This window comes from Pseudomonas paeninsulae, assembly GCF_035621475.1.
GTDB classification, from domain to species: Bacteria; Pseudomonadota; Gammaproteobacteria; order Pseudomonadales; family Pseudomonadaceae; genus Aquipseudomonas; species Aquipseudomonas paeninsulae.
The window spans coordinates 707,925-729,553 of record NZ_CP141799.1 but is presented as its reverse complement, the minus strand read 5'-3'; the positions used below and the strand labels follow the sequence as shown (position 1 = coordinate 729,553).

Here is a 21,629-nt window from a genome sequence, read left to right as displayed (position 1 = left end):
CCGCCGACCAACGCCGCCGTACCCACCGCAAGCGACCAGTCACAGCACTGAATGGCTGCCGGCACAATGGTGGGTTAGGCGGCGCGAATAGTGTGGTTCGGCCCGGATGCAACTTGCCGCTAACCCACCCAACGCTGCGGACAACACCCGATTGGGATCGCGCCCAGAAAAAAGGGAGACCTTACGGTCTCCCTTTTTTCTTGCCTGGGGCAAGTGTCCGCTATTGGCAATTCTGTTGCCGCTTTCGTCGCCCGCCTGGTTGGGCAGTGCGGACCCGGGTGCCGTGACGGCCTGGTAAGGCCGGCGGCGCCGGTTCGCCTGATTGAGCGAGCCGGGTGGACGTGTCGTCCGGGCCGTGAAACTAAGGCAAAGATTACAGATATCGGTGCAGTTAAAGATTGCGAATATTGCTGATTAACACGTCGCTTGCGCAATTTTTAACTAACAGCGCATGATTCATCGCAACCAATAGATTAAATAACGCCAAACATGACCAGACTCGATCGCTACGACCTGAATATCCTCACCGAACTGCAGCGCGACGCCACCCTGTCCAATCAGGACTTGGCCGAGCGCATCGGCCTGTCGCCTTCGCCCTGCTCACGGCGGGTCAAGCAACTGGAGGATGACGGCTACATCCTCAGCCAGGTCGCCCTGCTGGATCGCAAGAAGCTCGGCCTGACCCTCACCGCCTATGTCCTGATCGGCATGGACAAACACACCCCCGAGCGTTTCGAGCACTTCCAGGACATGATCCGCCAATGCCCGGAGGTGCTGGAATGCAGCCTGGTCACCGGCATGGATGCCGACTACCAGCTCAAGGTGGTGGTGCCGGACATGGATCATTACCAACAATTCCTCCTCGGCACCCTGACCCGCATCGAGGGCGTCTCCAGCGTGCGCTCGAGCTTCGTCCTGCAACAGATCCTCTCCAGCACCCAGTTGCCACTGCAGCACCTGCGCAGCTGACCGGCGTTACCGACGGTCGCCGACAAGCCCAAGGGCTGGCGTATAATCGCCGGCGTTTTGCCCTGCCCTTGGCAGCCCGATGTCAGCCAATTGAGGTCACCATGGATCCGCAAGTGCTCGAAGAATTGATGATGACCGTACTGGTCGGCGGCCTGGTGCTGTTCATGGCGTTCATCGTCTGGGACCTGGCGAAGAAGTCCAAGGCCGGACGTTTCGGCAGCATGATCCTGTTCCTCGCCCTGGGCCTGGGCGTGCTCGGCTTCCTGATCAAGACCGTGGTGATTGCCAGCCTGGAAGGCGTCTGAGCCATAGCAATCCGCGCCGTAGGGTGCAGGCAGTGCACTGCGGCACAAAGCTGGCGGGTTGTCGCTGCGCTCCTGAGCGACCGGCGTCCGGATTCGCCTTCCGAACGGATCGCCGCGGCAGAAAGCCGACGCCCTACAACCGCGCCTCGACCTCTTTCCACTCGCCAGGTTGCAGACCGTCCAGGCTCCACGGGCCGATGCGCACACGCACCAGACGCAGGGTCGGCAGGCCCACCGCCGCAGTCATGCGCCTGACCTGACGGTTGCGCCCCTCACGAATCACCAGCTCCAGCCAGGCGGTCGGCACGCTCTTGCGAAAACGCACCGGCGGATCGCGCGGCCATAACTGCGGCTCATCCAGCAAGCGCGCCTCGGCCGGCAGGGTCGGCCCGTCGTTCAGCTCGACGCCTTCGCACAGGCGCTGGAGCTGTTCGGCCGTCGGCTCGCCTTCCACCTGCACCCAATAGGTTTTCGCCAGCTTGTGCTTGGGATCGGCAATTCGCGCCTGCAGGCCACCGTGATTGGTCAGCAGCAGCAAGCCCTCGCTGTCACGATCCAGGCGCCCGGCCGGGTAGACCCCGGGAACCGCGACGAAGTCCTTGAGGGTGGCGCGACCCTGCTCGTCGTTGAACTGGGTCAGGACATCGAAGGGCTTGTTCAGCAGCAGCAAGCGCGGCGCGGTCGGTGGCGCCTTGGCCACCCGTCGGATGACGGTCTTGCCGGCGGATCGCGATGGCGTGGCAGAACGGGGCGGGCGAGGCATGCAGGCTCCGGGAGCAGAAACGGGGCGGCCAGTGTAACCGAGGCCACCCTTCGACCATCAGCCCGGCTTATGGGGGATTCCTTCGGCCGCGCGGCCGACTATGCTGGTTGGGTTCTGTTATCCGCACAGAGGGAATCCGCATGAGCTCGTCCGAATCCGTACTCGACACCTTCACCGGCTGGGCCGCCAAGACGCCAGGCGCGCCTCTCGAACCGCACAGCTACGACCCCGGCCCACTGGGCGCCGAGGAGGTCGAGGTGGCAGTCGAATACTGCGGCATCTGCCACTCCGACCAGTCGATGATCGATAACGAATGGGGCAACGCCCGCTATCCCTTCATCCCCGGGCACGAGGTGGTCGGCCGCATCGTCCGTGTCGGCGAGCAGGTGCGCGGCCTCGAACTTGGCCAGCGGGTCGGTATCGGCTGGTACAAGGGCAGCTGCATGCACTGCCACTCCTGCATGGAGGGCGCGCACCAGCTCTGCGGTTCGGTAAAACCGACCATCGTCGGCAGCAACGGCGGTTTCGCCGACCGCCTGCGCAGCCACTGGGCCTGGGCCATTCCCCTGCCGCAAGGACTGGACCCAAGCCTGGTCGGCCCGCTGTTCTGTGCCGGTTCGACGGTATTCAGCCCACTACTGGAGTTCAACGTAAAACCCACCGACAAGGTCGGCGTGGTTGGCATCGGCGGCCTGGGTCATTTGGCCCTGGGCTTTCTCAACGCCTGGGGCTGTGAAGTCACCGCCTTCACTTCGTCGCTGAACAAGCAAGAAGAAGCCAAGCGCCTGGGCGCACACAAGGTCGTCGCCTCGACCGACAGCGCGGCCCTCAAGGCCATAGCCGGCAGCCTGGATTTCCTCCTGATCACCGCCAGCGCGGATCTGGACTGGAATGCCTTGATCGGCACCCTCGGTGGCAAGGGTCGCCTGCACTTCGTCGGCATAGTGCCGAGCGCCATCCCGGTGCATGTGTTCAACCTGATCCCGCGCCAGCGCAGCCTGTCCGGCTCACCGGTGGGCTCGCCCGCGAGCATGGTGACCATGCTCGAGTTCTGCGCCCGCCACCAGATCCTGCCGCAGGTCGAGATGTTCCCCATGAGCCGGGTCAACGACGCCATCGACCACCTGCGTGCCGGCAAGGCGCGCTACCGGGTGGTGCTGGACGCCAGCCGCTGATTCACTCGGCAATCCTCCAGTCACCCGCCGGTGACTGGAGGATTGCTCAAAACGCCGCGTCCCGGTAGGTGGTCTCGCCGCCGAGCAGGGTCCACAACACCCTGGCCTTGCCAATCTGCTCGATCGGCGACTCGAAGATATCGCGATCCAGCACCAGCAGATCGGCCTGTTTGCCCACTTCCAGCGAGCCGGTGTCCTGCTCCTGGCGCAGGGTGTAGGCGCGGATCGCCGCGTCCAGGCTGGGCAAGCCGCGCGCACCCAGGCTCAGCGCGTTCTGCATGATGCCTAGCGGCGACAGCGGACTCACATCCCAATCCGAACGCAGGGTGACCCGCGCTCCACTGTCGTACAGAGCGCGCATGGGCAGCACCTGGTAGGCGCGCTCGCCGATCAGTGGCTGGTTGTCCTTGAGGAAGGGTGGGGTGAAGTATGGGCTTGGCTGGAAGTCGGCAATGACCACCCAACTGGCGAACGCCTGGAATGTCCGCCCGGTCGACCAGCTCGACATGGGTCAGGCGATGACGCCCCGGCGAAGCCTGCTCAATGGCATCCAGGACATCGCGCACGGCCTGGTCACCGATGGTGTGGATATGCAGATCGAAACCTGCGGCCGCCCGCTGCCAGGCTTCGAGGTGGCCACGGCGCCAGAACACCCGGGTATCGGCCACCGAGGTGATGCCGTGGCTGGCCAGCTCCTCCTGAGCGTCCAGCACGGCCTGGTAATACACCGCCTGCAGCGCCTTGGCGGTCGGCAAGGCCTTGTCCATCACCAGGTCGCCGGCGTTATCGAGGACGATGCCGGTCGGCCGGCCCTGGCCGTCGCGCAGGATCACCCGCTTCGGGATCATCTTCTGCGTCCTCGAAACAGGGCGGCACCAGGCGGTCCTTGAGGTCAACGAACTCGGTGCCCTCGTCGCTGTAGTCATCCATGTCGGCAGCGCGACCGACCGCCAGAATCTCGCCCTGTTCGCCGATGGCCAGGGCCTCGGCCCAGGGCTGCTCGGCATTCACCGTGTAGATACGGGCGTTGTGCAACACCTGGCTGGCGGCCTGTTCTTTGGCCTGGCCGGCACCCACCAGCGCAACGGACAACAACAGCAGTAACCCGCACATGACAGTTATTGCTCAAGCAAAAAGCCATGCCCCGGGACAGGGCATGGCGCAAGGGCCTGACCAGCAGCAGGCAATGGCGTCAGTAAAGCTCACAGGCGCGGCATGTTCTTGGTCACGCAATGGATGCCGCCACCGCCGCCGGCGATCGGGTCGATATTCACCTGGACGATGGCGCGCCCCGGATACAGCTGGGCCAGCAGGTCTTTGCAGTATTTGTCCGCCGCCGCATCGCCGAACTGCGGGGCGATCACCGCGCCATTGATCGGCAGGTAGTTGATATAACCGGGGGCGAAGTCCGGGTTGTTCTGGGTGTAGACGTTGCTGCGCTTCTTCAGCGGTGGCGGCAGGGTATAGACCTGCAGTTTGTTGCCATCGGCATCGGTGGCAGCCTTGAGGATGTTCAGGTGAGTCCGCGTTACCGCGTAGTCATAGGAGTTGGGGTCGTTGTCGAGGTTGGCGATGACCACGCCGGGCTTGACGAAGCGCGCGTAGAAGTCGACGTGGGCGTCGGTGATGTCCTTGCCCTTGATACCCGGCAGCCAGATGATCTTGCGCAGGCCGAGGTTGACCTTCAGCTCGGCCTCGATCTGCGCCTTGCTCATGCCCGGGTTACGGTTGCGGTTGACCCAGCAGCTCTCAGTCATGATCGCCGTGCCATGGCCATCCACCTCGATACCACCGCCCTCGCCCGTGAGCATGCTACTGATGTAAGTCGCACCCAGCTCGTAGCTGAGGGTGTCGGCCACCTGGGTGTCGTTGCCGGCCGTCTGCTTGTTGCCCCAGCCGTTGAAGTTGAAGTCGACCAGGCCGCGCCCGCCTTGATCATCGACCACGAAGCAACCGCCGTAGTCACGCACCCAGACATCATCCAGCGGCATGCTCAGGAACTTGATATTAGTGGTGCCGCATTTGCTCTTGGCCAGGCTCAACTGGTTGGCGCGACACAGCACGGTCACCGGCTGATACTTGGCAATGGCCTTGGCCAGCAGGGCCACGGTGTTGTTCACCGGTGTGGCCCAGTCTTCCCAGATCGACGCCGACGCGGCGAAAGCCAGGAACACCCGCTCCTGCGGGGCATGCTCATCCGGCATGTACCAGCTGTTGGCCAGCGCGGCACGCACCCGGGGGGCGCTCACACCCAGCCCCAGGGAAGCAACCGCGCCTAGGCCGGCGGCCAGACTCAGGTGTTTGATGAAATCACGACGTGTCGACATAGGGTTGTCCCTCGGTGGTGGATGGTGCGGCCGCTGATCAGCGCGCATGGCTACGCCGTAACGCCCGGCAGCCGTGGCTGCAGGGCGCTTACAGGCGTGTGGGTCAGTTGCTGCGGGTGGTTTTGAAAGTGGTCCAGGCGCGCATACGCGCACGCATATCGCGCTGCGGGATGTCCTTGCCGGGAATCAGCCGCGCATAGGCGGCCTCATCGACATAGATATCCGGGTTGTTGCGCATGTCGGCATCGACCATTGGCCGCGCCTTGGCGCTGGAGGTCGGGTAGCCGGTGAAGTTGCTGATGGCCGCCATATTGGCCGGACGCATGACGAAGTTGATAAAGGCGTAGGCGTATTCCGGGTGACGGGCATCCACGGGGATGGCCATGGTGTCCATCCAGATCGTGGTGCCCTCGCGCGGGATGCGGAACTGGAAGTCCATCGGTTTGCCGGCAGCACTGGCCGCACGCTGGGCCTGGGTCACGTCGCCGCTGTAGCCGAGCGACAGGCACAGGTCGCCATTGACCAGGTCGGTGACCGGTTGCGACTGGAACTTGCGGAGAGAGGGTTTGATCGACGCCAGCAGCTCGCCGGCCGCCTTGAGATCGTCCGGCTCGGCGCTGCGTGGCGAGCGCCCGAGGTAGTTGAGGACGACTGCCAGCACTTCGTCCGGAGAGTCGATCATGGAGATCCCGCAGTCGGCGAACTTGGCCGCGTTTTCCGGTTTGAATAGCAGGTCGAGGCTGTTCACCGGCGCGCTGGCCAGGCGTTTGTTGATCGCCTCGGCGTTATAGGTGATGCCGATGCTGCCCCAGGTGTACGGCACGGTGGCATGCCGCGAATAAGGGTACTGGGTCTGCAGGTTGCGCAGGCCCGGCTCGATATCGGCCAGGTGTTCAAGCTTCGCTGGATCAAGTTTTTGCAGCGCACCGGCGCGCATCAGGCGCTCGGCCACGGTATCGCCGGGGAAGATCAGGTCGTAGCCGCTATTGCCCGACATCATCTTGGCCTCTAGCGTCTCGCTGCCTTCCATAACGTCGTAGATCACCCTGATCCCGGTTTCCTCGGTGAAATTGGCAATAGTGTCTTCGGCGAAATAGTCGGCCCAGTTATACAAACGCAGGATCTTGGACTCATCCTCGGCCTGCGCCTGGGCGCAGCCCAGGGCCAGGCTCAGGGAGACGAGCAACAGCGGTGTGCCACGGTTCATAGCCGAACTCCTCGATCATTCCAATGCACATGGGTGTTGCTACCATCCAGACCCAGCAGCGGCCCGTACATTTCTGGGCGGCGATCCCGGTAGATGCCCCAGCTCAGGCGCTCCTCACGCATGACAGCCAGATCCAGCTCGCGCACCAATACGCTGCTACTGTCGCGGTCGGCCTCGGCCAGCAGCTTGCCCTTGTGGTCGGTGATAAAGGACGAACCGTAGAAGCTCATCTGCAGCGCCGGATCAGTCGTGGCCACTTCGCGGCCGACCCGGTTGGCGGCTACCACCGGCAGGATGTTGGCGGCGGCATGGCCGCGCTGGGTCAGTTGCCAGTGGTCACGCGAGTCCAGCGCCGCGGCACCCGGTTCGGAGCCGATGGCAGTGGGGAACAGCAGCACCTCGGCGCCCTGCAAGGCCAGGCAGCGGGCGGTTTCCGGGAACCACTGATCCCAGCAGATGGCCACGCCGATGCGACCGAAGGCGGTGTCCCAGACGCGGAAGCCGCTGTCGCCGGGGCTGAAGTATTCCTTCTCCTGGTAACCGATGGCGTTGGGAATATGGGTCTTGCGATACACCCCGAGCAGGCGACCATCGGCATCGGCCACCGCCAGCGAGTTGAAGTAGGCGTTGCCGGCTTTCTCGAACCAGGACAGCGGCAATACCACGCCGAGTTCCTTGGCCAGCGCGGCGAAGCGCTTGAGTACGCGGCTCTGGCCATATTCTTCGGCCAGCGAGAGGTGTTTGTGATCCTGCTCGATGCAGAAATACGGTGTGGCGAACAGCTCCTGCAACAGAATCAGTTGCGCGCCCTTGGCGGCCGCTTCGCGTACCAGTTGCTCGGCTTGAGCGAGGTTGTGCTCAAGGTCCCAGCTGCAGGCGAACTGAGTGGTGGCGACGGTCAGCTTACTCATCACTTCGCCCCTTGCAGCGGCCAGGCCGGCTGTTGCTGGGTGATGCAATGCACCCCGCCGCCGCCATGGGCCAGTTGATTGATGCGCACCGGCACCACTTCACGCCCCGGGAAGGCCATGCGCAGGGTCGCCGCCGCTTCCTCATCGGCGGCAATGCCGTAGGCCGGCATGATGATCGCGCCGTTGGCGATGTAGAAGTTGCTGTAGGAGGCGCAGAACACCTCGGCCTCGCTGTCCACGGCATCGCTGGCTTCGAACAGCTCGAGCATCTCGAACTGGCGTCCGCGGGCATCGGTGGCCAGTTCCAGGGCACGACGGTTCTCGCGCACCACTTCGGCATACACCGAGGACTGGTCGCGGGTGGCGTCCACCAGCAACGCACCGGGCTTGGCGAAGGCGCACACACCATCGACGTGGCCGTCGGTCATGTCGCCGGTGACGTACTGCGGGTCTCCCGGCAGCCAGATGGTCTTCTTCACCCCGAGCAGACGGACGAAGATTTCCTCCATCTCGACCTTGCTCATGCCCGGGTTGCGGTTGGCGTTGAGCAGTACCGACTCGGTGGTGATCAGCGTGCCGTCGCCGTCGACGTGAATCGCACCGCCCTCGTTGGCCAGCGGCGTGCCGAAGCACTCCAGACCGAGGTCGTTGAGGATGCGCCGAGCCAGGCCTTCGTCCAGATCGTGTTCGGATTTTCCGCCCCAGGCATTGAAGCGCCAGCTGACCCCGGCCAGGCCCAGTTGCGGGTGGCAGATGAAGCTCGGCCCGGAGTCGCGGCACCAGCTGTCGTTGACCGCCAGTTCGATCAGCTCGACGTTCGCCCCGCACAGCTCACGGGCACGACTGATGGCCGAGGGGTCGACCACCAGCTTTACCGGTTCGAAACGGGCGATGGCGTTGACCACCCGGGCGAAGTCGACCTGCACCGCCGCCAGGGTCACGCCCCAGGTCGATTCCCACAGCGCCTGATTGTGCGGCCAGACCATCCAGGTGGCGGCGTGCGGCACCCACTCCGCCGGCATCATCCAGCCATCTTGCGCTACTGCTTCGTGCTGCATACAAGTACCTTTCAGTTAAGTATTTGTTATCACTGAAAACCGCGAATGCGGTGATGACTTGTATGCTAAGCCTGTAAAAATCACGCAACAAACGATAGATTTTGCCCAATTCTGATTAGCAAGGCTTATCAATCATGCTCAAACACTGGCCACCCCTGAACACCCTGCGCGGCTTCGAAGCCGCCGCCCGCCTGGGCAGTTTCCACAAGGCTGCCGAAGAGCTGCACCTCACTCAGTCGGCGATCAGCCAACAGATTCGCAGCCTGGAAAGCTACCTAGAGCAGCCACTGTTTTTCCGCAGCGGCCGCCGCGTCAGCCTGAGCGATGCCGGTTTTGATCTGCTCAGCACCACCCAGTCGCTGCTGCAGCAACTGGCGGTGGGCATCCGCCGCCTGGAGCAGTACCGCAAGCCCAACCAACTGGTGCTCAATACCAGCCCGGCCTTCGCCCGCCACTGGCTGATGCCGCGCCTGGGCGAGTTCCATCGCCTGCATCCGGAGGTCGACCTGTGGCTACTGAGCACCTTTGATCCCCCGGACATGGCCACCCAGACCATCGACATCGCCGTGCGCGACGACCTCAGCGCCCAGGCCGAGTGCAGCTTCCGGGTGCTGCTGGAGGATCGCCTCTACCCCGCCTGCCACCCCAGCCTGCTGAACCAGGACGCGGCCGAGCGCACCACCTTGCACGGCGAGCGGGAGATGGACTGGAGCCATTGGCAGGTACAGGGCGGCGCGGATATCGGCCAGCACAGCCAGGGCCTGAATTTCTCCGACCCGGGTCTATTGCTGGATGCGGCCTGCCAGGGCCTGGGGATTGCCCTGGTCAGCCAGTTGCTGGCCGAGCAGGCACGTGGCGCAGGGTTATTGCAGCCGCTGGTGGCGCAGACCATCCGCGGCGCCAACTGGGCCTGGCTGATCCACCGCGACAGCGAACACGACCCGCAGACCCGCAGCTTCTGCCAGTGGCTGGAAAGCGCGCTGCACAGCAGCACGCTTCCCAGTGCCTGACGCCCCTAGCGGAACGGCGGCTCATCGAAGCTGCGCAGCTTGCGCGAGTGCAGGGAGTTGAGCTGGCTACGCAGCAGATCGAGGGCGGCGATGCCGATGTGCAGGTGCTGGGTCACCGCCCGCTCGTAGAAGGCGCCAGCAGCACCAGGCAATTTGATCTCGCTGTGCAGCGGCTTGTCCGAGACGCACAACAGGGTGCCGTAGGGCACCCGCAGGCGATAGCCCTGGGCGGCGATGGTGCCGCTCTCCATGTCCACCGCCACGGCGCGCGACAGGTTGATCAGCGGCCGCTCCTGAGCCCAGCGCAATTCCCAGTTGCGATCATCGTACGTCAGCACGGTGCCGGTACGCAGGCGCCGTTTGAGCGCATCGCCATGCTCGCCGGTGACTTGCGCGGCAGCCTCTTGCAAGGCCATCTGCACTTCGGCCAGGGCCGGCAGGGGAATGTTGGGCGGCAGCACCCGATCGAGAATCCCGTCGCGGCGCATGTAGGCGTGGGCCAGCACGTAATCGCCGATGGTCTGCGATTGGCGCAGGCCACCGCAGTGACCGATCATCAACCAGCAGTGCGGGCGCAGCACGGCCAGGTGGTCGGTGATGTTTTTCGCGTTGGACGGCCCCACACCAATGTTCACCAGGGTGATGCCATCGCCAGGGCTGGCGCCCTGCAGGTGGTAGGCCGGCATCTGATAGCGGTGCCAGACCACGGTCTCGATGATCGCCTGCATCTCGCCTTCGGCCATGCCGCGTTCGATCACCACGTTGCCCGGCAGCACCATGCGCACGAAACGCGAATCAGCCTGCAGCACATCCAGGCCATGACGAATGAACTGGTCGACGTAGCGGTGATAATTGGTCAGCAATATCCACGGTTGCACATGGCGCCAGTCGCTGCCGGTGTAATGCACCAGGCGACGCAGGGAAAAATCGACTCGCGCCGCATCGAATAGCGCCAGCGGCAATTGCTCCGCGCTCTCCCAGTCGTACAGGCCGTCGGCAGTGCCGTCGGTGGCGGCAGACAGGTCGGTGCTGGGGAAGACCCGCGCCAGTTCGGCGGCGGTAACCCCCGAGCCGGCCAGCTCATCGCCATGCTCGACCACATAGGGATAAGGAATGTTCTGCTGGCTGATACCCACTTCGACACGCACGGTAAAGTCATGCATCAGCGGCTGCAATTGCTCCAGCAGGTAGCTGCGAAACGCCTCGGGGTGAGTGACGGTGATGCTGTAGGTACCGGGCACCTGGACCTTGGCATAGGCGCGCAACGTCGTGGGCACCTCGCCCTGGCCCGCGTAAATCAGGCGCAGCTCGGGGTAATGGAACTGGTGCAGTTGCTCGGCGTCAGGCTTGATGCCTTCCTTGACATAGCGCTTGAGCGCCCGACTCAGGGCGCTGGTGGCTTGCTGATGCAGGGCGGCCAGGCGATCCACGGCCTCTTCGGCAGTAGTGGCAACGACGAAGTCTTCTAAGCTGGGGGTCACGGCAGATATTCCTGGCTGAATACACGCGCCTATCTTGCCTTGATCGCCGCGCCTTGGCATAGCGCGACGTGGCTACTCCAGCAGCCGCTGGAGATCCTCCGGCAACGGTTGCGCAGTCAACGGCCCGACCCGCCGGGTGCCGGGGTTACCGCGCGGATACAAACCCAGCAACGAGCCCGGGCTACCGGGCAACCGCAGCAGCTGCGCGGCCAACTCCGCCCAGTCAGCCTGACGCCAGGCCCAGGCCAGCAACCACAGGTGGCTGCGCAGATGATCGAGGAACAGCGGCTGGCCGAGGATATGCGCGCGCTCCAGATGCCGCAATTCGGCCAGGGGATCGATGCCGCGCTGCAGGCAGGCCTGGCGGTATTCGTGATGGAAGGCTTGTTGGCGGGTCATTGCGTTATCTCCATTGCAAAGGGGACCCGCCAGCCTGCAACCGCGGGGCGGCCAGCTCGATAGCAGCGCCCTGCCCGCTGCCATCCCAACCGGCGCGGGGAACACATCCAGAGGCGGCCTGACTGGCTGTCACCGTACGGTTCATCCCCGCTGGCGCGGGGAGCACGTCGCTACTCACCTCCCCCAGCTACTGCCTCAAAGCAGATGCGGCGTGCTGCGGGCCAATATCGCCGCGACATCCACACCGCGTGGCAGGGTGCCGTAGACCCGTCCGCCGTCGCCCAAACGGCTGGCGATAAAGGCGTCGCTTACCACGGCGTTGCCGGCCTCCAGCAGCAGCTTGGCCTGCAGGGCCAGGGCCACGTCTTCGGTCAGTTGGCGGGCGCGGTACTGGATGTCGGCGGTGTCGCGGAAATCTGCCTGGAGTTTATCGATATGCCTTTTCAGCCGAGCATCGCCATGGCCGTCGCCCAGCTCGGCGAATAGTGCGTCGAGCACGCCCGGCTCCTTCGACAGCGCGCGCAGCACGTCCAGGCACTGCACGTTGCCCGAGCCTTCCCAGGTCGAGTTGACCGGTGCCTCGCGGTACAGCCGCGGCAGGATGCTGTCTTCGACGTAGCCGGCGCCGCCCATGCACTCGGCAGCCTCGTTGATCATCGCCGGCGCGCGCTTGCAGATCCAATACTTGCCGACCGCGGTGACCAGGCGGGCGAACTTGGCTTGTTGCTGGTCATGCGGGTGATCCAGCGCCTGGCCCAGGCGCAGGGTCAGGGCCAGCGCCGCTTCGCTTTCCAGGGCCAGGTCGGCCAGAACGTTCTGCATCAGCGGCTGCTCACTGAGCACCCGGCCGCCAACCTGGCGGTAGGCGCAGTGATGGGCGGCCTGGGTCAGGGCCTGACGCATCAGGGCGCTGGAGCCGATCATGCAGTCGAAGCGGGTCAGTGCGACCATTTCGATGATGGTCGGCACGCCGCGCCCTTCCTCCCCGATCATCCAGGCCAGGGCGCCGCGATATTCGATTTCACTGGAGGCATTCGACCAGTTGCCCAGCTTGTTTTTCAGGCGCTGGATATACAGCTCGTTGCGCGTGCCGTCGGGGCGGTGGCGCGGCAGCAGGAAGCAGGTCAGGCCCTTGTCGGTGTAGGCCAGGGTGAGGAAGGCGTCGCACATCGGCGCCGAGCAGAACCACTTGTGGCCGACCAACTCATAGGCCTGACCGGGCCCGCCGGCGCCGACTGGGTAGGCGCGGGTGGTGTTGGCGCGCACGTCGGTGCCGCCCTGCTTCTCGGTCATGGCCATGCCGATGGTGGCGCCGGTCTTCTGCTCAATCGGCAGGTTACGCGGATCGTATTGGCTGGAGAGGATCTTCGGCAGCCAGATTTCGGCGATATCAGGCTGCAATTGCAACGCTGGCACACTGGCGTAGGTCATGGTCAACGGACAACCGCTACCGGCTTCGGCCTGGCTGTGCAGGTAGCTCATGGCGGCGCGGGCGACCTGGGCGCCGGGGCGCGGGTCGGCCCAGGGCAGCGAGGGGATGCCGTGTTCGATGGCCGTGCTCATCAGCTGGTGATAGGCCGGATGGTATTCGACCAGATCGATGCGCTGGCCATAGCGGTCGTGGCTCTTGAACACCGGTTTGTTCTCGTTGGCGAGAAAGCCGGCGGCCATCAACTCGCCGCCGGCCAAGGCGCCATAGGCGTCGATCCGCGCCTCGGCCCAGCCGCCGCCGAAGCGCTTGCTCCATTGCTGCAAGGGCAAATCGACACGGTACAGATTGATGCCGTCCAGCGGCGGTACCTGGTTGAACACTTCATGGGTTTCGGCTTGCTGACTGGCATTCATGACTGAGGCTCCTCGGCGCCAACGGCGCGTAGACAGAACGTGACCAGACCCTGGCTGACTTCACTCAGGCTCAGGGCGGGATAACCTGCTTCGCGGGCAGCGCGAGCGGGGGGTGACAAGGGACCGACCAGGGCTTCGGCGATAGCGCCGACCAGGCAGGCAGCGGTAAGGCCGAGATGGGTGACGCGGAACACACCTGCCGCGTTACCTTCCTCGAGCAGCTCGCCGAACGACTCGGCATAGGCCTCGCGGTAGAGCAGACGCTGCTCGTCAACCTGCGGCTCGACCGGCTCGGCGATCAAGGCAAAGGCCAGACGTCGACTGTGCCAGGCCCGCGCAGCAAACTGCTGCAAGCCGGCGGCCAGGCGCTCGGCGGGTGGGCCTGGGGCACGCAGGGTCTGCAGCAGCGCCTCGAGTTCACCCTGGCTGGCAATAGCGAAGACTTCGGCGGCCAATTCGCCCTTGTTGTGAAAATGCCGGTACAGGCTGCCGGTGGCGATGCCCACGTCCTCGGCCAGCGCCTGCATGGTCAGGGCGGCAAAACCACCAGCCACTACGCGGGCCAGGGCGCGGACGAGAATCCGTTCGCGCAGCGCTTGATCACGGTCGATACGCAGGGCACTGGTGCGATAAGCCATAGCCTGAATCCTGATTCATTAATTGAATTCAGTGAATCATGCTTCAGAGTTTGCACAAAGGGGCATTTCGGCCAAGAGAGAGGGCTGAGGGGGGGCTGGACAACCTGCGCCTCACATCGAGGCCGATCAGGCTTTTGCGTCCGCTTTCGCTTGCTCCGATTCCGCTCGAACAGACCCTATGCCCAAGCGCAATCGCGGGTTGCGCCGACGCTTATTCAGGCTGCGAGCCTGCAGGTCACACCAATAATGCCTTGTCGTGCGGTTCAGCCGGCGCGGCACAACACCCAGTCATGCAACAGGCCGCGCAACGCCTCGAATTTCACCGGCTTGGCCAGATAGTCATTCATTCCGGCCGCCAGACAGTGCTCGCGGTCGCCGCTGTGGCTGTGAGCGGTGATCGCCAGCACCGGCAGCTCAAGGCAACCGGGCAAAGCACGCAGCGCCCGGCAGGTGGCGAAACCGTCCATCACCGGCATCTGGCAATCCATGAGCACCGCATCGACCGATTCGCCACGCAGCACCTCAAGGGCCTCGGCACCGTTGTCGGCGGTGCGCACGCGGTAACCGAGCTTGAGTAACATGCCACGGGTCACCAGTTGATTGATCGCATTGTCCTCGACGATCAGCACTGTGCACCGCTCGGGGTGGCGCAGCGCCTGGGTGCCGGTGCGGCGCACGAGGGCGGGCTGAGCGGCCGCCGGCAGCGGCAAGGCCAGCGGCACATGCAAGCGGAAGCGGCTGCCCTGACCGGGCTGTGACTCATGACTGAGGCTACCGCCGAGTAGATCGACCAGCTGCCGACAGATCGCCAGACCGATGCCCAGGCCACCGTACTCGCGGGTCATGGAACCGTCCAACTGATGGAAGCGCTGATACAAGGACGCGTCCTGCGGCGCAGTGAAACCCACCCCGGTGTCGATCACCTCAATGCTCAGCGGCAGGCTCTCGGGCACTGTGCCGGCGCGGCCGACCCGCAGGCGCACCTCACCCTGGGCGGTGAACTTGACGGCGTTGTCGAGCAGATAGCCGAGGCACTGCGCCAGCTTGCCGACATCGCCTTCGAGGGTATCGGGCAGGCTTTCGTCCAGCTCCAAGACAAAGCGCAGGCCCTTGTCCTCGGCATGCCGCGCGTACTGCGCGCGCAGGCCGTCGAGCAACCCGCGTAGGCTGAACGGCTCACGCCGCGGATAGAGCTTGCCGGCCTGCAACTCGCTGAGGGCGAGGATGTCGTTGACCATGCGCATCATGTCCCGCGCCGAACTGGCGGCGGTCTTCTGGTACTGCGCCAGCTCGGCGTCCAGACTGACCGTCTGCATCAACTCCAGCGAGCCGATCACCCCGTTCATCGGCGTACGCAGCTCGTGGGTGACGGTGGCGAGGAATTCGTCCTTGAGTCGGTTGCTGTTGGCCAGTTCCTGGTTCAGCGTCTCCAGCTTGCGCCCGCTATCCTGGAGAATCCGCGTGCGCTCCTCCTTCATCGCGTTGATCCGGTCGGCCAGGGCCAGCGACAGCAAGCCGACCTCCAGCGCCGAACCGATCTGGCTGGCATACATGGTCAGGAACATATTGGGCAGGTAGCCGAGCACCATCAGGCTGTTGATTGCGCCGCCGAGCAAAAAGGTGCTCCAGGCGATGATGAAGTAACGCGCCACGCGCATGCCGCGCAGCCAGGCGATGATCCCGGCGGCGAAGACCACCACGGTGAACAGCAGCGCCAGGTAGGTGGCCAGGCGCAGCGACAACGCATAGCTGACGGTCAGCGCCAGGATCATCACCCCGACACCGCTGGCCATCAGCGCCAGCAGCGTGCGGTCGACCCAGGGGCTGTGTTCGGCGGTATGCAGGAAGCTGCGCGCGAACTGGCAGCCGAACAGCGCGGCCGAACCAATCAGAAAGGGCGTCGAGACATTCGCCCACCAGGGGTTGTTGGGCCAGAAATACTCGATGCCGGCGCCGTTGACCGATACCTGATAGAGGCCGAACGAGGCGATATAGAGGATGTAATAGAGGTAGCTGGCATCCCTGACGCTGAGGAAGATGAACAGGTTGTAGATCAGCATCACCAGCAACACGCCGTAGATAATGCCGAGTACATAGACGCGTGCGGGCTGTTCCTCCAAGTAGGCATTGGGTGCCCACAGACTCAGCGGCGCCTGGATCGAACCCTGGCTTTGCAGGCGCAGATAGACGCGCCGCGGCTGGTTCGGCTGCAGGTCGAGTTCGAACAGGTAGTTGTGGTGCTTGATCTGCCGGCTGGCGAATGGCAGTGAGTCGCCGGTCCGCTGGGCTAGCTGGAACGTGCCCCGGGCGTCCGGCAGATACAACTCCAACTGATCCAGCGGCGGATAGGCCAGCTCCAGCAACCAGGGCTGCGGCCCGTCCGGCCGCTGCGGCCGATACTCCAGGTCCAGGCGCAGCCAGAACACCGAACGCGAATAACCGGCGTTGAGCACCGGCTGGTCATGCTGGCGAAAACTCGCCTGCAGCGCCGGCGAGGTCACCTCGTCGATAGTCGCATCACCGCGCACGTCCTCGAACACCTGGATGACCTGGCCAAGCGGCAGCATGCGGGTATGTTCATCGAACACCACGGCAGAGGCGCATAGCGGCCAGACTGCGAACAGAAGAATCAGGAGGTAGCGCATGCGGACCCACGAAGGCGAAGTCGGGTAATGTCGGGATGCGCCGGAGAGCCCTTCTCTCCTGACTGACGCCGCCTCGCCTACCCGGTAACTTGAATGGCAGTCACTCTAGCACAGGCCTTGCGGCGGGAAACGGCGGCTGGCGCAAACATCCTGAACAGGCCATGCAAGGCTCTGCAATCAGCGCCAGAGGCCGGCAGCAGCGCCTGACGAAAACTGCCGGCACGCTCAGGATCCCCCGCTGCAGCCGGGACAATTTGACGTGAGCGCCGCGCACGCCCCACGGTTCAATCGGGCCGTTTAATGCTAAGCTCGCGCACCATGAAAACGCCTACTTCCCGCCCCGTAGTGCTCTGCTTATCCGGCCACGACCCCAGTGGTGGTGCCGGCCTGCAAGCCGATATCGAAGCCCTGCTCGCGCAAGGCTGTCACGCCGCTCCGACGGTCACCGCGCTGACCGTGCAGGATACGGTTAATGTCTCCGACTTCCGCGTACTCGATCGCGCCTGGGTGCTGGCCCAGGCCAATGCGGTGATCGCCGACCTGCCGATAGCAGCCGTCAAGCTGGGCATGCTCGGCTCGGTCGAGATGGTCGAGACCGTGCTGCTGATCATGCACAAGCTGCCGGGCATTGCGCTGGTCTGCGACCCGGTCTTGCGCGCTGGCGGCGGTGGCGCCCTGGGCAAGGATGAAGTCGGCTACGCCATGCGCGAACGCCTGTTTGCGGTCTCCACCATCGCCACGCCGAACCTGCCGGAAGCGCGCATCCTCGCCGAACTGCCGGACGGCACACCCGACCAGTGCGCGGAAAAGCTACTGCCCTATATCCAGCACCTGCTGATCACCGGCGGCCACGGCGACGAGCACCAGGTGCACAACCGCCTGTATTGCCGAGACGGCAGCCGTCACACCTTTACCTGCCAGCGCCTGCCGGGCAGCTACCACGGCTCCGGCTGCACCCTGGCCAGCGCCCTGGCCGGCCGCCTGGCCCTCGGTCAGGAGCTGGTCAGCGCCGTGCAGTTCGCCCTCGATTACACCTGGCGCACCCTGCGCGACGCCGAGAAACCCGGCCACGGCCAGCACATCCCGCGCCGCCTGCCCCTGGATTTCTGCTGATGGAGAGCCGTCGATGAAACTGCGTGGCCTGTATGCCATCACCGACAGCCAACTGCTGGCTGGCGGCAAGCTGTTGCCTTACGCCGAGGCGGCGCTGAAAGGAGGCGCCACGCTGCTGCAATACCGCGACAAGTCCAGCGACGAGGCGCGCCGCCTGCGCCAGGCCGAAGCCCTGCGCGAGCTGTGCAATCGCTACGGCGCCGGACTGATCATCAACGACGACGCCGAACTGGCCGCACGCCTCGGCGTCGGCCTGCACCTGGGCCAGACCGACGGCTCGCTGTCCGTCGCGCGCGCCCTGCTCGGGCGCCAGGCGATCATCGGCGGCACCTGCCATGCGCAACTGGAACTGGCCGAAGCAGCCGCCAAGGAAGGCGCCAGCTATGTCGCCTTCGGCCGCTTCTTCGACTCCAACACCAAGCCCGGCGCCCCCAGTGCCACGGTCGAACTACTGGATGAGGCGAAAAGTCGCATCAGCCTGCCGATCGTCGCCATCGGCGGCGTGACCCTGGACAATGCCGCCCTGCTGATTGCCCGTGGCGCCAGCATGGTGGCGGTGATCCACGCACTGTTCGGCGCCGACTCGGCCGCCGAAGTCGAACGCCGCGCCCGCGCCTTCAGCGCCCTGTTCGCCACCCACTAACTGATTTGCGGGGCGGCCCCACTCGCCCCGATTCGATATCTGAGAGGCCCTGCCATGTCCCGTTCCGAAATCCTCTTCGCCCACGCCCAGAAGCATATCCCCGGCGGCGTCAACTCGCCGGTACGCGCCTTCAAGAGCGTCGGCGGCACGCCGCTGTTCTTCAAGCACGCGGCCGGCGCCTATGTAACGGACGAGGATGACCAGCGCTACGTGGACTACGTCGGCTCCTGGGGCCCGATGATCCTCGGCCACAGCCACCCGGATGTGCTCGACGCCGTGCGCCGCCAACTGGAACACGGCCTGTCCTACGGCGCGCCAACCGCCATGGAAACCGAGATGGCCGACCTGGTCTGCGCCATGGTGCCGTCCATCGAGATGGTGCGCATGGTCAGCTCCGGCACCGAAGCGACCATGAGCGCGATCCGCCTGGCGCGCGGCTTCACCGGTCGCGACAGCATCATCAAGTTCGAAGGCTGCTACCACGGCCATTCCGACAGTTTGTTAGTTAAAGCCGGCTCCGGCCTGCTGACCCAGGGCGTACCGAGTTCGGCCGGGGTACCGGCGGCCTTCGCCAAACACACCCTGACCCTGCCGTTCAACGACAGTGCCGCGGTCGAGCAGATGCTCGCCGAGGTCGGCCAGGAAGTCGCCTGCATCATCGTCGAGCCGGTGGCCGGCAACATGAATTGCGTACCGCCGGCACCGGGCTTTCTCGAAGGCCTGCGCGCGCAGTGCGACAAGCATGGCGTGGTGCTGATCTTCGACGAAGTGATGACCGGCTTTCGCGTCGCCCTCGGCGGAGCCCAGGCGCATTACGGCGTCACCCCGGACCTGACCACCTTCGGCAAAATCATCGGCGGCGGCATGCCGGTCGGCTGCTTCGGCGGCAAGCGCGAGATCATGCAGTGCATCGCTCCGCTCGGCCCGGTCTACCAGGCCGGCACCCTGTCCGGCAACCCGCTGGCCATGGCCGCCGGCCTGGCCACCTTGAAGCTGATCAGCCGCCCGGGCTTCCATGCCGAGCTGAGCGACTACACCGCACGCATGCTGCAGGGCCTGCAGGATCGCGCCGATGCCGCCGGCATCCCCTTCGTCACCACCCAGGCCGGCGGCATGTTCGGCATGTACTTCAGCGAACGCGAGGCCATCGTCACCTTCGAAGACGTGATGAGCAGCGATGCCGGGCGCTTCAAGCGCTTCTTCCACCTGATGCTGGATGGCGGCGTCTATCTGGCTCCGAGCGCATTCGAAGCCGGCTTTACCTCCATCGCCCACGGCCAGGCGGAGCTGCAGATCACCCTGGACGCCGCCGAGCGCGCCTTCGCCGAACTGAAAAAAGTCTGATGCAGTACAGCACCGCCCTGTCCGACGGCATCCTGGCGCTGGCCTGTCTGGCCTGCGTTATCGCCATCGGCAAGGCGCGCAAGGGTTATTGCGAAGCCGATCAACCGGCGCTGTTCTGCGCCCTGCTCGGCTTTCTCCTGGCGGCCGCTGCCGCCAGCGTCGGCGTCATGCGTTACGCCGTCGACCCGGGCTGGCAGGCTGCCCACCTGTGGCTGAGCCAGGCCAGCAATTTTCTCGGTCTGCCGTTGCTGGGCGTGGCCGCGCTGGCCCTGGGTCGTGGCTGGGCCTGGAGCCGACCGAACTGGGGCCGCGTGGTGCTGGGGCTGTGCGCCTTCTTCGAGCTGTTCCGGCAAATGAACCTGCTCGAGGACTACCGCCTGCTGCTGACCCTGACGAGCCTGCTACTGATTGGCTATGCCGGCGCCATCCAATGGCCGCGGCGCACGCCGGCATGTGCCGCGACGGCAGTTGTCGGCCTGTTCTTACTGGCCATACTGGCGGCTGGTAGCGACGAATTTATCGGTCCGTTGCGCCGCATCGACCTGCTGCATGCCTTGCTGACGCCGGCCTACCCGCTGCTGGCCTGGCTGCTACTGACCTTGCCGGGCCACGCAGAAGATTGCGCCGACAGAGAAAACCCCGTAAAGACTTTGTAAGAACGCCACTGCTTATTTCATAATGCCAACGCCGACGCACCTTGTCGGCCGGGTTCGACCCCCGCACCGCTTCCCGAGGTACACGGATTTCCATGAACTGCACCGGCCGCACCCTATCTCTGGGCTGCCTGCTGCTTCTTCTGCCGCTGCTTGCGCTCGCAGGTGGCAACACCCTGCTGATCCCCGCAACCGGCAGTTGCTCGCTGAATACAGCGCCCGAAGACCTGCCCGACGCGCTGGCCGCCTGTCAGCAAGCGGCGCACAACGGTGACCCGCAAGCCGAATATGAACTGGGCGAATTCTTTTACGATGGCAAGCGTGCGCCGCGCGACCTGGCACAAGCACTCAACTGGTTCGAGCAGGCTTCGCTGCAAGGTCATGCCCAGGCGCAATACCGCCTCGGCATGATGTTCTTTCGTGGCGAAGGCGTACCGGCGAACAACGTGCAGGCTTATATAGTGCTGAAGATGGCCGCAGTAAATGGCTCGGACGAAGCCATGGACAGTGCAGACCTGGTCTCGGCGCGCATGCAGCGCGAGGAACTGGAGATCGCCGGCCAGGTACTCGGCGAAATATTCCGCAACTACCTGCTCGAACTCCAGGCCGCCGACGGCCAATCGCCGTTCGCGCCACTGCCGTAGCCTGGACTGACTCGCAGGACGGGCCAGGCCGCGCAGGCTGAGCCGATACACCGATCACCAAGCGATATGGGTATCGCTTCGCTCAACCCATCCGACCCAGCGACATCAGGTTCGCTTGACGCCTTATTTATCAGGCATCGGCATCGGGAACGGCATGACGTTGCCGCCACCCTTGGCCTCGCTGATTTTCGGCGTGCCCAGGCGCTCGACCTCGTCGATACGGATGATCGCGTGCATGGGCAAGAAGCTGCGCACCACGCCGTCGAATTGGGCCTTGAGTTTCTCTTCGCTGGGATCGACCACCACCTGGGTCCGCTCACCGAAGACGAACTCCTCCACCTCCAGAAAACCCCACAGATCGCTCTGAAAGATCTGCTTGGCGTACATTTCGTACACCTGACCCTGGTTGAGGAAAATCACCTTATAGATAGGTTCGCGTTTGCTCATGAATGCAAGTCTAGACTGGAGGGGAAATAAGAGGGCGCAAATCATAGCACAG

At 64.5% G+C, this 21,629-nt stretch carries 22 protein-coding genes; 9 read left to right on the top strand and 13 right to left on the bottom strand.

All coding sequences use genetic code 11. The features are described 5' to 3' along the window. Window positions 1–489 precede the first annotated feature (489 nt). Both VCJ09_RS03295 and VCJ09_RS03290 read left to right on the top strand, forming a co-directional pair. The gene (locus tag VCJ09_RS03295) at window positions 490–969 is read left to right on the top strand and encodes an Lrp/AsnC family transcriptional regulator (protein WP_324733111.1); all 480 of its coding nucleotides are present in this window, start codon (window positions 490–492) and stop codon (window positions 967–969) included. A 101-nt stretch (window positions 970–1,070) separates the two neighbouring features. Beyond that, entirely contained in the window at window positions 1,071–1,274 is a 204-nt protein-coding gene (locus VCJ09_RS03290; RefSeq protein ID WP_079204666.1) for a DUF2788 domain-containing protein, read from the top strand. 133 nt (window positions 1,275–1,407) lie between these two features. Here the strand turns inward: VCJ09_RS03290 and VCJ09_RS03285 are convergent, their stop codons facing one another. After that, the gene (locus VCJ09_RS03285) at window positions 1,408–1,974 is read right to left on the bottom strand and encodes a pseudouridine synthase (RefSeq protein ID WP_177345300.1); all 567 of its coding nucleotides are present in this window, start codon (window positions 1,972–1,974) and stop codon (window positions 1,408–1,410) included. A 203-nt stretch (window positions 1,975–2,177) separates the two neighbouring features. On the opposite strand from VCJ09_RS03285, the gene ahr reads away from it, so the two are divergent. Further along, window positions 2,178–3,212: an NADPH-dependent aldehyde reductase Ahr gene (gene ahr / locus VCJ09_RS03280; RefSeq protein WP_324733110.1), complete on the top strand. Its 1,035-nt coding sequence runs from the start codon at window positions 2,178–2,180 to the stop codon at window positions 3,210–3,212. Between the two features lie 46 nt (window positions 3,213–3,258). On the opposite strand, the gene VCJ09_RS03275 is transcribed toward ahr, so the two are convergent. The 6 genes from VCJ09_RS03275 to VCJ09_RS03250 form a co-directional block, all read right to left on the bottom strand. Then, the gene (locus VCJ09_RS03275; protein WP_324733109.1) at window positions 3,259–3,720 is read right to left on the bottom strand and encodes an amidohydrolase family protein; all 462 of its coding nucleotides are present in this window, start codon (window positions 3,718–3,720) and stop codon (window positions 3,259–3,261) included. Window positions 3,721–3,995: 275 nt separating this feature from the next. Next, entirely contained in the window at window positions 3,996–4,325 is a 330-nt protein-coding gene (locus VCJ09_RS03270) for a hypothetical protein (RefSeq protein WP_324733108.1), read from the bottom strand. 89 nt (window positions 4,326–4,414) lie between these two features. Beyond that, the gene (locus tag VCJ09_RS03265) at window positions 4,415–5,539 is read right to left on the bottom strand and encodes an agmatine deiminase family protein (RefSeq protein ID WP_324733107.1); all 1,125 of its coding nucleotides are present in this window, start codon (window positions 5,537–5,539) and stop codon (window positions 4,415–4,417) included. 103 nt (window positions 5,540–5,642) lie between these two features. Next, a complete protein-coding gene (locus tag VCJ09_RS03260; RefSeq protein WP_324733106.1) occupies window positions 5,643–6,746 on the bottom strand; it encodes an extracellular solute-binding protein in 1,104 nt (367 codons plus the stop codon). Next, a complete protein-coding gene (gene aguB / locus VCJ09_RS03255; RefSeq protein ID WP_324733105.1) occupies window positions 6,743–7,657 on the bottom strand; it encodes an N-carbamoylputrescine amidase in 915 nt (304 codons plus the stop codon). Before aguB ends, VCJ09_RS03260 begins: the two co-directional genes overlap by 4 nt. Beyond that, a complete protein-coding gene (locus VCJ09_RS03250) occupies window positions 7,657–8,715 on the bottom strand; it encodes an agmatine deiminase family protein (RefSeq protein WP_324733104.1) in 1,059 nt (352 codons plus the stop codon). The genes aguB and VCJ09_RS03250 overlap by 1 nt, the downstream gene beginning before the upstream one ends. 134 nt (window positions 8,716–8,849) lie before the next feature. Between VCJ09_RS03250 and VCJ09_RS03245 the strand changes: the two genes are divergently transcribed. Beyond that, the gene (locus tag VCJ09_RS03245; RefSeq protein ID WP_324733103.1) at window positions 8,850–9,725 is read left to right on the top strand and encodes a LysR substrate-binding domain-containing protein; all 876 of its coding nucleotides are present in this window, start codon (window positions 8,850–8,852) and stop codon (window positions 9,723–9,725) included. Window positions 9,726–9,730: 5 nt separating this feature from the next. Here VCJ09_RS03245 and amn read toward each other — a convergent pair whose 3' ends face one another. The 5 genes from amn to VCJ09_RS03220 form a co-directional block, all read right to left on the bottom strand. Continuing rightward, the gene (gene amn / locus VCJ09_RS03240) at window positions 9,731–11,206 is read right to left on the bottom strand and encodes an AMP nucleosidase (RefSeq protein WP_324733102.1); all 1,476 of its coding nucleotides are present in this window, start codon (window positions 11,204–11,206) and stop codon (window positions 9,731–9,733) included. A gap of 72 nt (window positions 11,207–11,278) precedes the next feature. Continuing rightward, complete coding sequence (locus VCJ09_RS03235) at window positions 11,279–11,605, bottom strand: DUF3703 domain-containing protein (protein WP_324733101.1); 327 nt, start codon at window positions 11,603–11,605, stop codon at window positions 11,279–11,281. Window positions 11,606–11,800: 195 nt separating this feature from the next. Further along, entirely contained in the window at window positions 11,801–13,450 is a 1,650-nt protein-coding gene (locus VCJ09_RS03230) for an acyl-CoA dehydrogenase family protein (RefSeq protein WP_324733100.1), read from the bottom strand. Continuing rightward, window positions 13,447–14,088, bottom strand: coding sequence for a TetR/AcrR family transcriptional regulator (locus VCJ09_RS03225; RefSeq protein WP_324733099.1), 642 nt, complete (start codon window positions 14,086–14,088; stop codon window positions 13,447–13,449). Before VCJ09_RS03225 ends, VCJ09_RS03230 begins: the two co-directional genes overlap by 4 nt. 263 nt (window positions 14,089–14,351) lie before the next feature. Next, window positions 14,352–16,733, bottom strand: coding sequence for a hybrid sensor histidine kinase/response regulator (locus VCJ09_RS03220; protein WP_324733098.1), 2,382 nt, complete (start codon window positions 16,731–16,733; stop codon window positions 14,352–14,354). 318 nt (window positions 16,734–17,051) lie between these two features. Here VCJ09_RS03220 and VCJ09_RS03215 point away from each other — a divergent pair, with 318 nt between their 5' ends. From VCJ09_RS03215 to VCJ09_RS03195, 5 genes are all read left to right on the top strand, one after another. After that, the gene (locus VCJ09_RS03215) at window positions 17,052–17,846 is read left to right on the top strand and encodes a bifunctional hydroxymethylpyrimidine kinase/phosphomethylpyrimidine kinase (RefSeq protein ID WP_324733097.1); all 795 of its coding nucleotides are present in this window, start codon (window positions 17,052–17,054) and stop codon (window positions 17,844–17,846) included. Between the two features lie 13 nt (window positions 17,847–17,859). Beyond that, a complete protein-coding gene (thiE, locus tag VCJ09_RS03210; protein WP_324733096.1) occupies window positions 17,860–18,489 on the top strand; it encodes a thiamine phosphate synthase in 630 nt (209 codons plus the stop codon). Between the two features lie 54 nt (window positions 18,490–18,543). Then, the gene (gene hemL, locus VCJ09_RS03205) at window positions 18,544–19,833 is read left to right on the top strand and encodes a glutamate-1-semialdehyde 2,1-aminomutase (protein WP_324733095.1); all 1,290 of its coding nucleotides are present in this window, start codon (window positions 18,544–18,546) and stop codon (window positions 19,831–19,833) included. Further along, window positions 19,833–20,489: a hypothetical protein gene (locus VCJ09_RS03200; RefSeq protein ID WP_324733094.1), complete on the top strand. Its 657-nt coding sequence runs from the start codon at window positions 19,833–19,835 to the stop codon at window positions 20,487–20,489. Before hemL ends, VCJ09_RS03200 begins: the two co-directional genes overlap by 1 nt. A 92-nt stretch (window positions 20,490–20,581) precedes the next feature. Then, window positions 20,582–21,130 (top strand): tetratricopeptide repeat protein, encoded by a 549-nt coding sequence (locus VCJ09_RS03195; RefSeq protein ID WP_324733093.1) that lies wholly within the window; start codon window positions 20,582–20,584, stop codon window positions 21,128–21,130. 123 nt (window positions 21,131–21,253) lie between these two features. Here VCJ09_RS03195 and VCJ09_RS03190 read toward each other — a convergent pair whose 3' ends face one another. Beyond that, the gene (locus VCJ09_RS03190; RefSeq protein WP_079204654.1) at window positions 21,254–21,577 is read right to left on the bottom strand and encodes a DUF1820 family protein; all 324 of its coding nucleotides are present in this window, start codon (window positions 21,575–21,577) and stop codon (window positions 21,254–21,256) included. Window positions 21,578–21,629 lie beyond the last annotated feature (52 nt).

Excerpts from the sequence above, each read along its gene's own strand:
- VCJ09_RS03190 (WP_079204654.1), bottom strand. The coding sequence starts at position 21,577 with ATGAGCAAACGCGAACCTATCTATAAGGTGATTTTCCTCAACCAGGGT.
- VCJ09_RS03270 (WP_324733108.1), bottom strand. The coding sequence starts at position 4,325 with ATGTGCGGGTTACTGCTGTTGTTGTCCGTTGCGCTGGTGGGTGCCGGC.
- VCJ09_RS03250 (WP_324733104.1), bottom strand. The coding sequence starts at position 8,715 with ATGCAGCACGAAGCAGTAGCGCAAGATGGCTGGATGATGCCGGCGGAG.
- VCJ09_RS03265 (WP_324733107.1), bottom strand. The coding sequence starts at position 5,539 with ATGTCGACACGTCGTGATTTCATCAAACACCTGAGTCTGGCCGCCGGC.
- VCJ09_RS03260 (WP_324733106.1), bottom strand. The coding sequence starts at position 6,746 with ATGAACCGTGGCACACCGCTGTTGCTCGTCTCCCTGAGCCTGGCCCTG.
- VCJ09_RS03195 (WP_324733093.1), top strand. The coding sequence starts at position 20,582 with ATGAACTGCACCGGCCGCACCCTATCTCTGGGCTGCCTGCTGCTTCTT.
- VCJ09_RS03230 (WP_324733100.1), bottom strand. The coding sequence starts at position 13,450 with ATGAATGCCAGTCAGCAAGCCGAAACCCATGAAGTGTTCAACCAGGTA.
- VCJ09_RS03290 (WP_079204666.1), top strand. The coding sequence starts at position 1,071 with ATGGATCCGCAAGTGCTCGAAGAATTGATGATGACCGTACTGGTCGGC.
- hemL (WP_324733095.1), top strand. The coding sequence starts at position 18,544 with ATGTCCCGTTCCGAAATCCTCTTCGCCCACGCCCAGAAGCATATCCCC.
- VCJ09_RS03215 (WP_324733097.1), top strand. The coding sequence starts at position 17,052 with ATGAAAACGCCTACTTCCCGCCCCGTAGTGCTCTGCTTATCCGGCCAC.
- VCJ09_RS03220 (WP_324733098.1), bottom strand. The coding sequence starts at position 16,733 with ATGCGCTACCTCCTGATTCTTCTGTTCGCAGTCTGGCCGCTATGCGCC.
- thiE (WP_324733096.1), top strand. The coding sequence starts at position 17,860 with ATGAAACTGCGTGGCCTGTATGCCATCACCGACAGCCAACTGCTGGCT.
- VCJ09_RS03245 (WP_324733103.1), top strand. The coding sequence starts at position 8,850 with ATGCTCAAACACTGGCCACCCCTGAACACCCTGCGCGGCTTCGAAGCC.
- VCJ09_RS03200 (WP_324733094.1), top strand. The coding sequence starts at position 19,833 with ATGCAGTACAGCACCGCCCTGTCCGACGGCATCCTGGCGCTGGCCTGT.
- VCJ09_RS03225 (WP_324733099.1), bottom strand. The coding sequence starts at position 14,088 with ATGGCTTATCGCACCAGTGCCCTGCGTATCGACCGTGATCAAGCGCTG.
- VCJ09_RS03275 (WP_324733109.1), bottom strand. The coding sequence starts at position 3,720 with ATGTCGAGCTGGTCGACCGGGCGGACATTCCAGGCGTTCGCCAGTTGG.
- VCJ09_RS03295 (WP_324733111.1), top strand. The coding sequence starts at position 490 with ATGACCAGACTCGATCGCTACGACCTGAATATCCTCACCGAACTGCAG.
- VCJ09_RS03235 (WP_324733101.1), bottom strand. The coding sequence starts at position 11,605 with ATGACCCGCCAACAAGCCTTCCATCACGAATACCGCCAGGCCTGCCTG.
- aguB (WP_324733105.1), bottom strand. The coding sequence starts at position 7,657 with ATGAGTAAGCTGACCGTCGCCACCACTCAGTTCGCCTGCAGCTGGGAC.
- ahr (WP_324733110.1), top strand. The coding sequence starts at position 2,178 with ATGAGCTCGTCCGAATCCGTACTCGACACCTTCACCGGCTGGGCCGCC.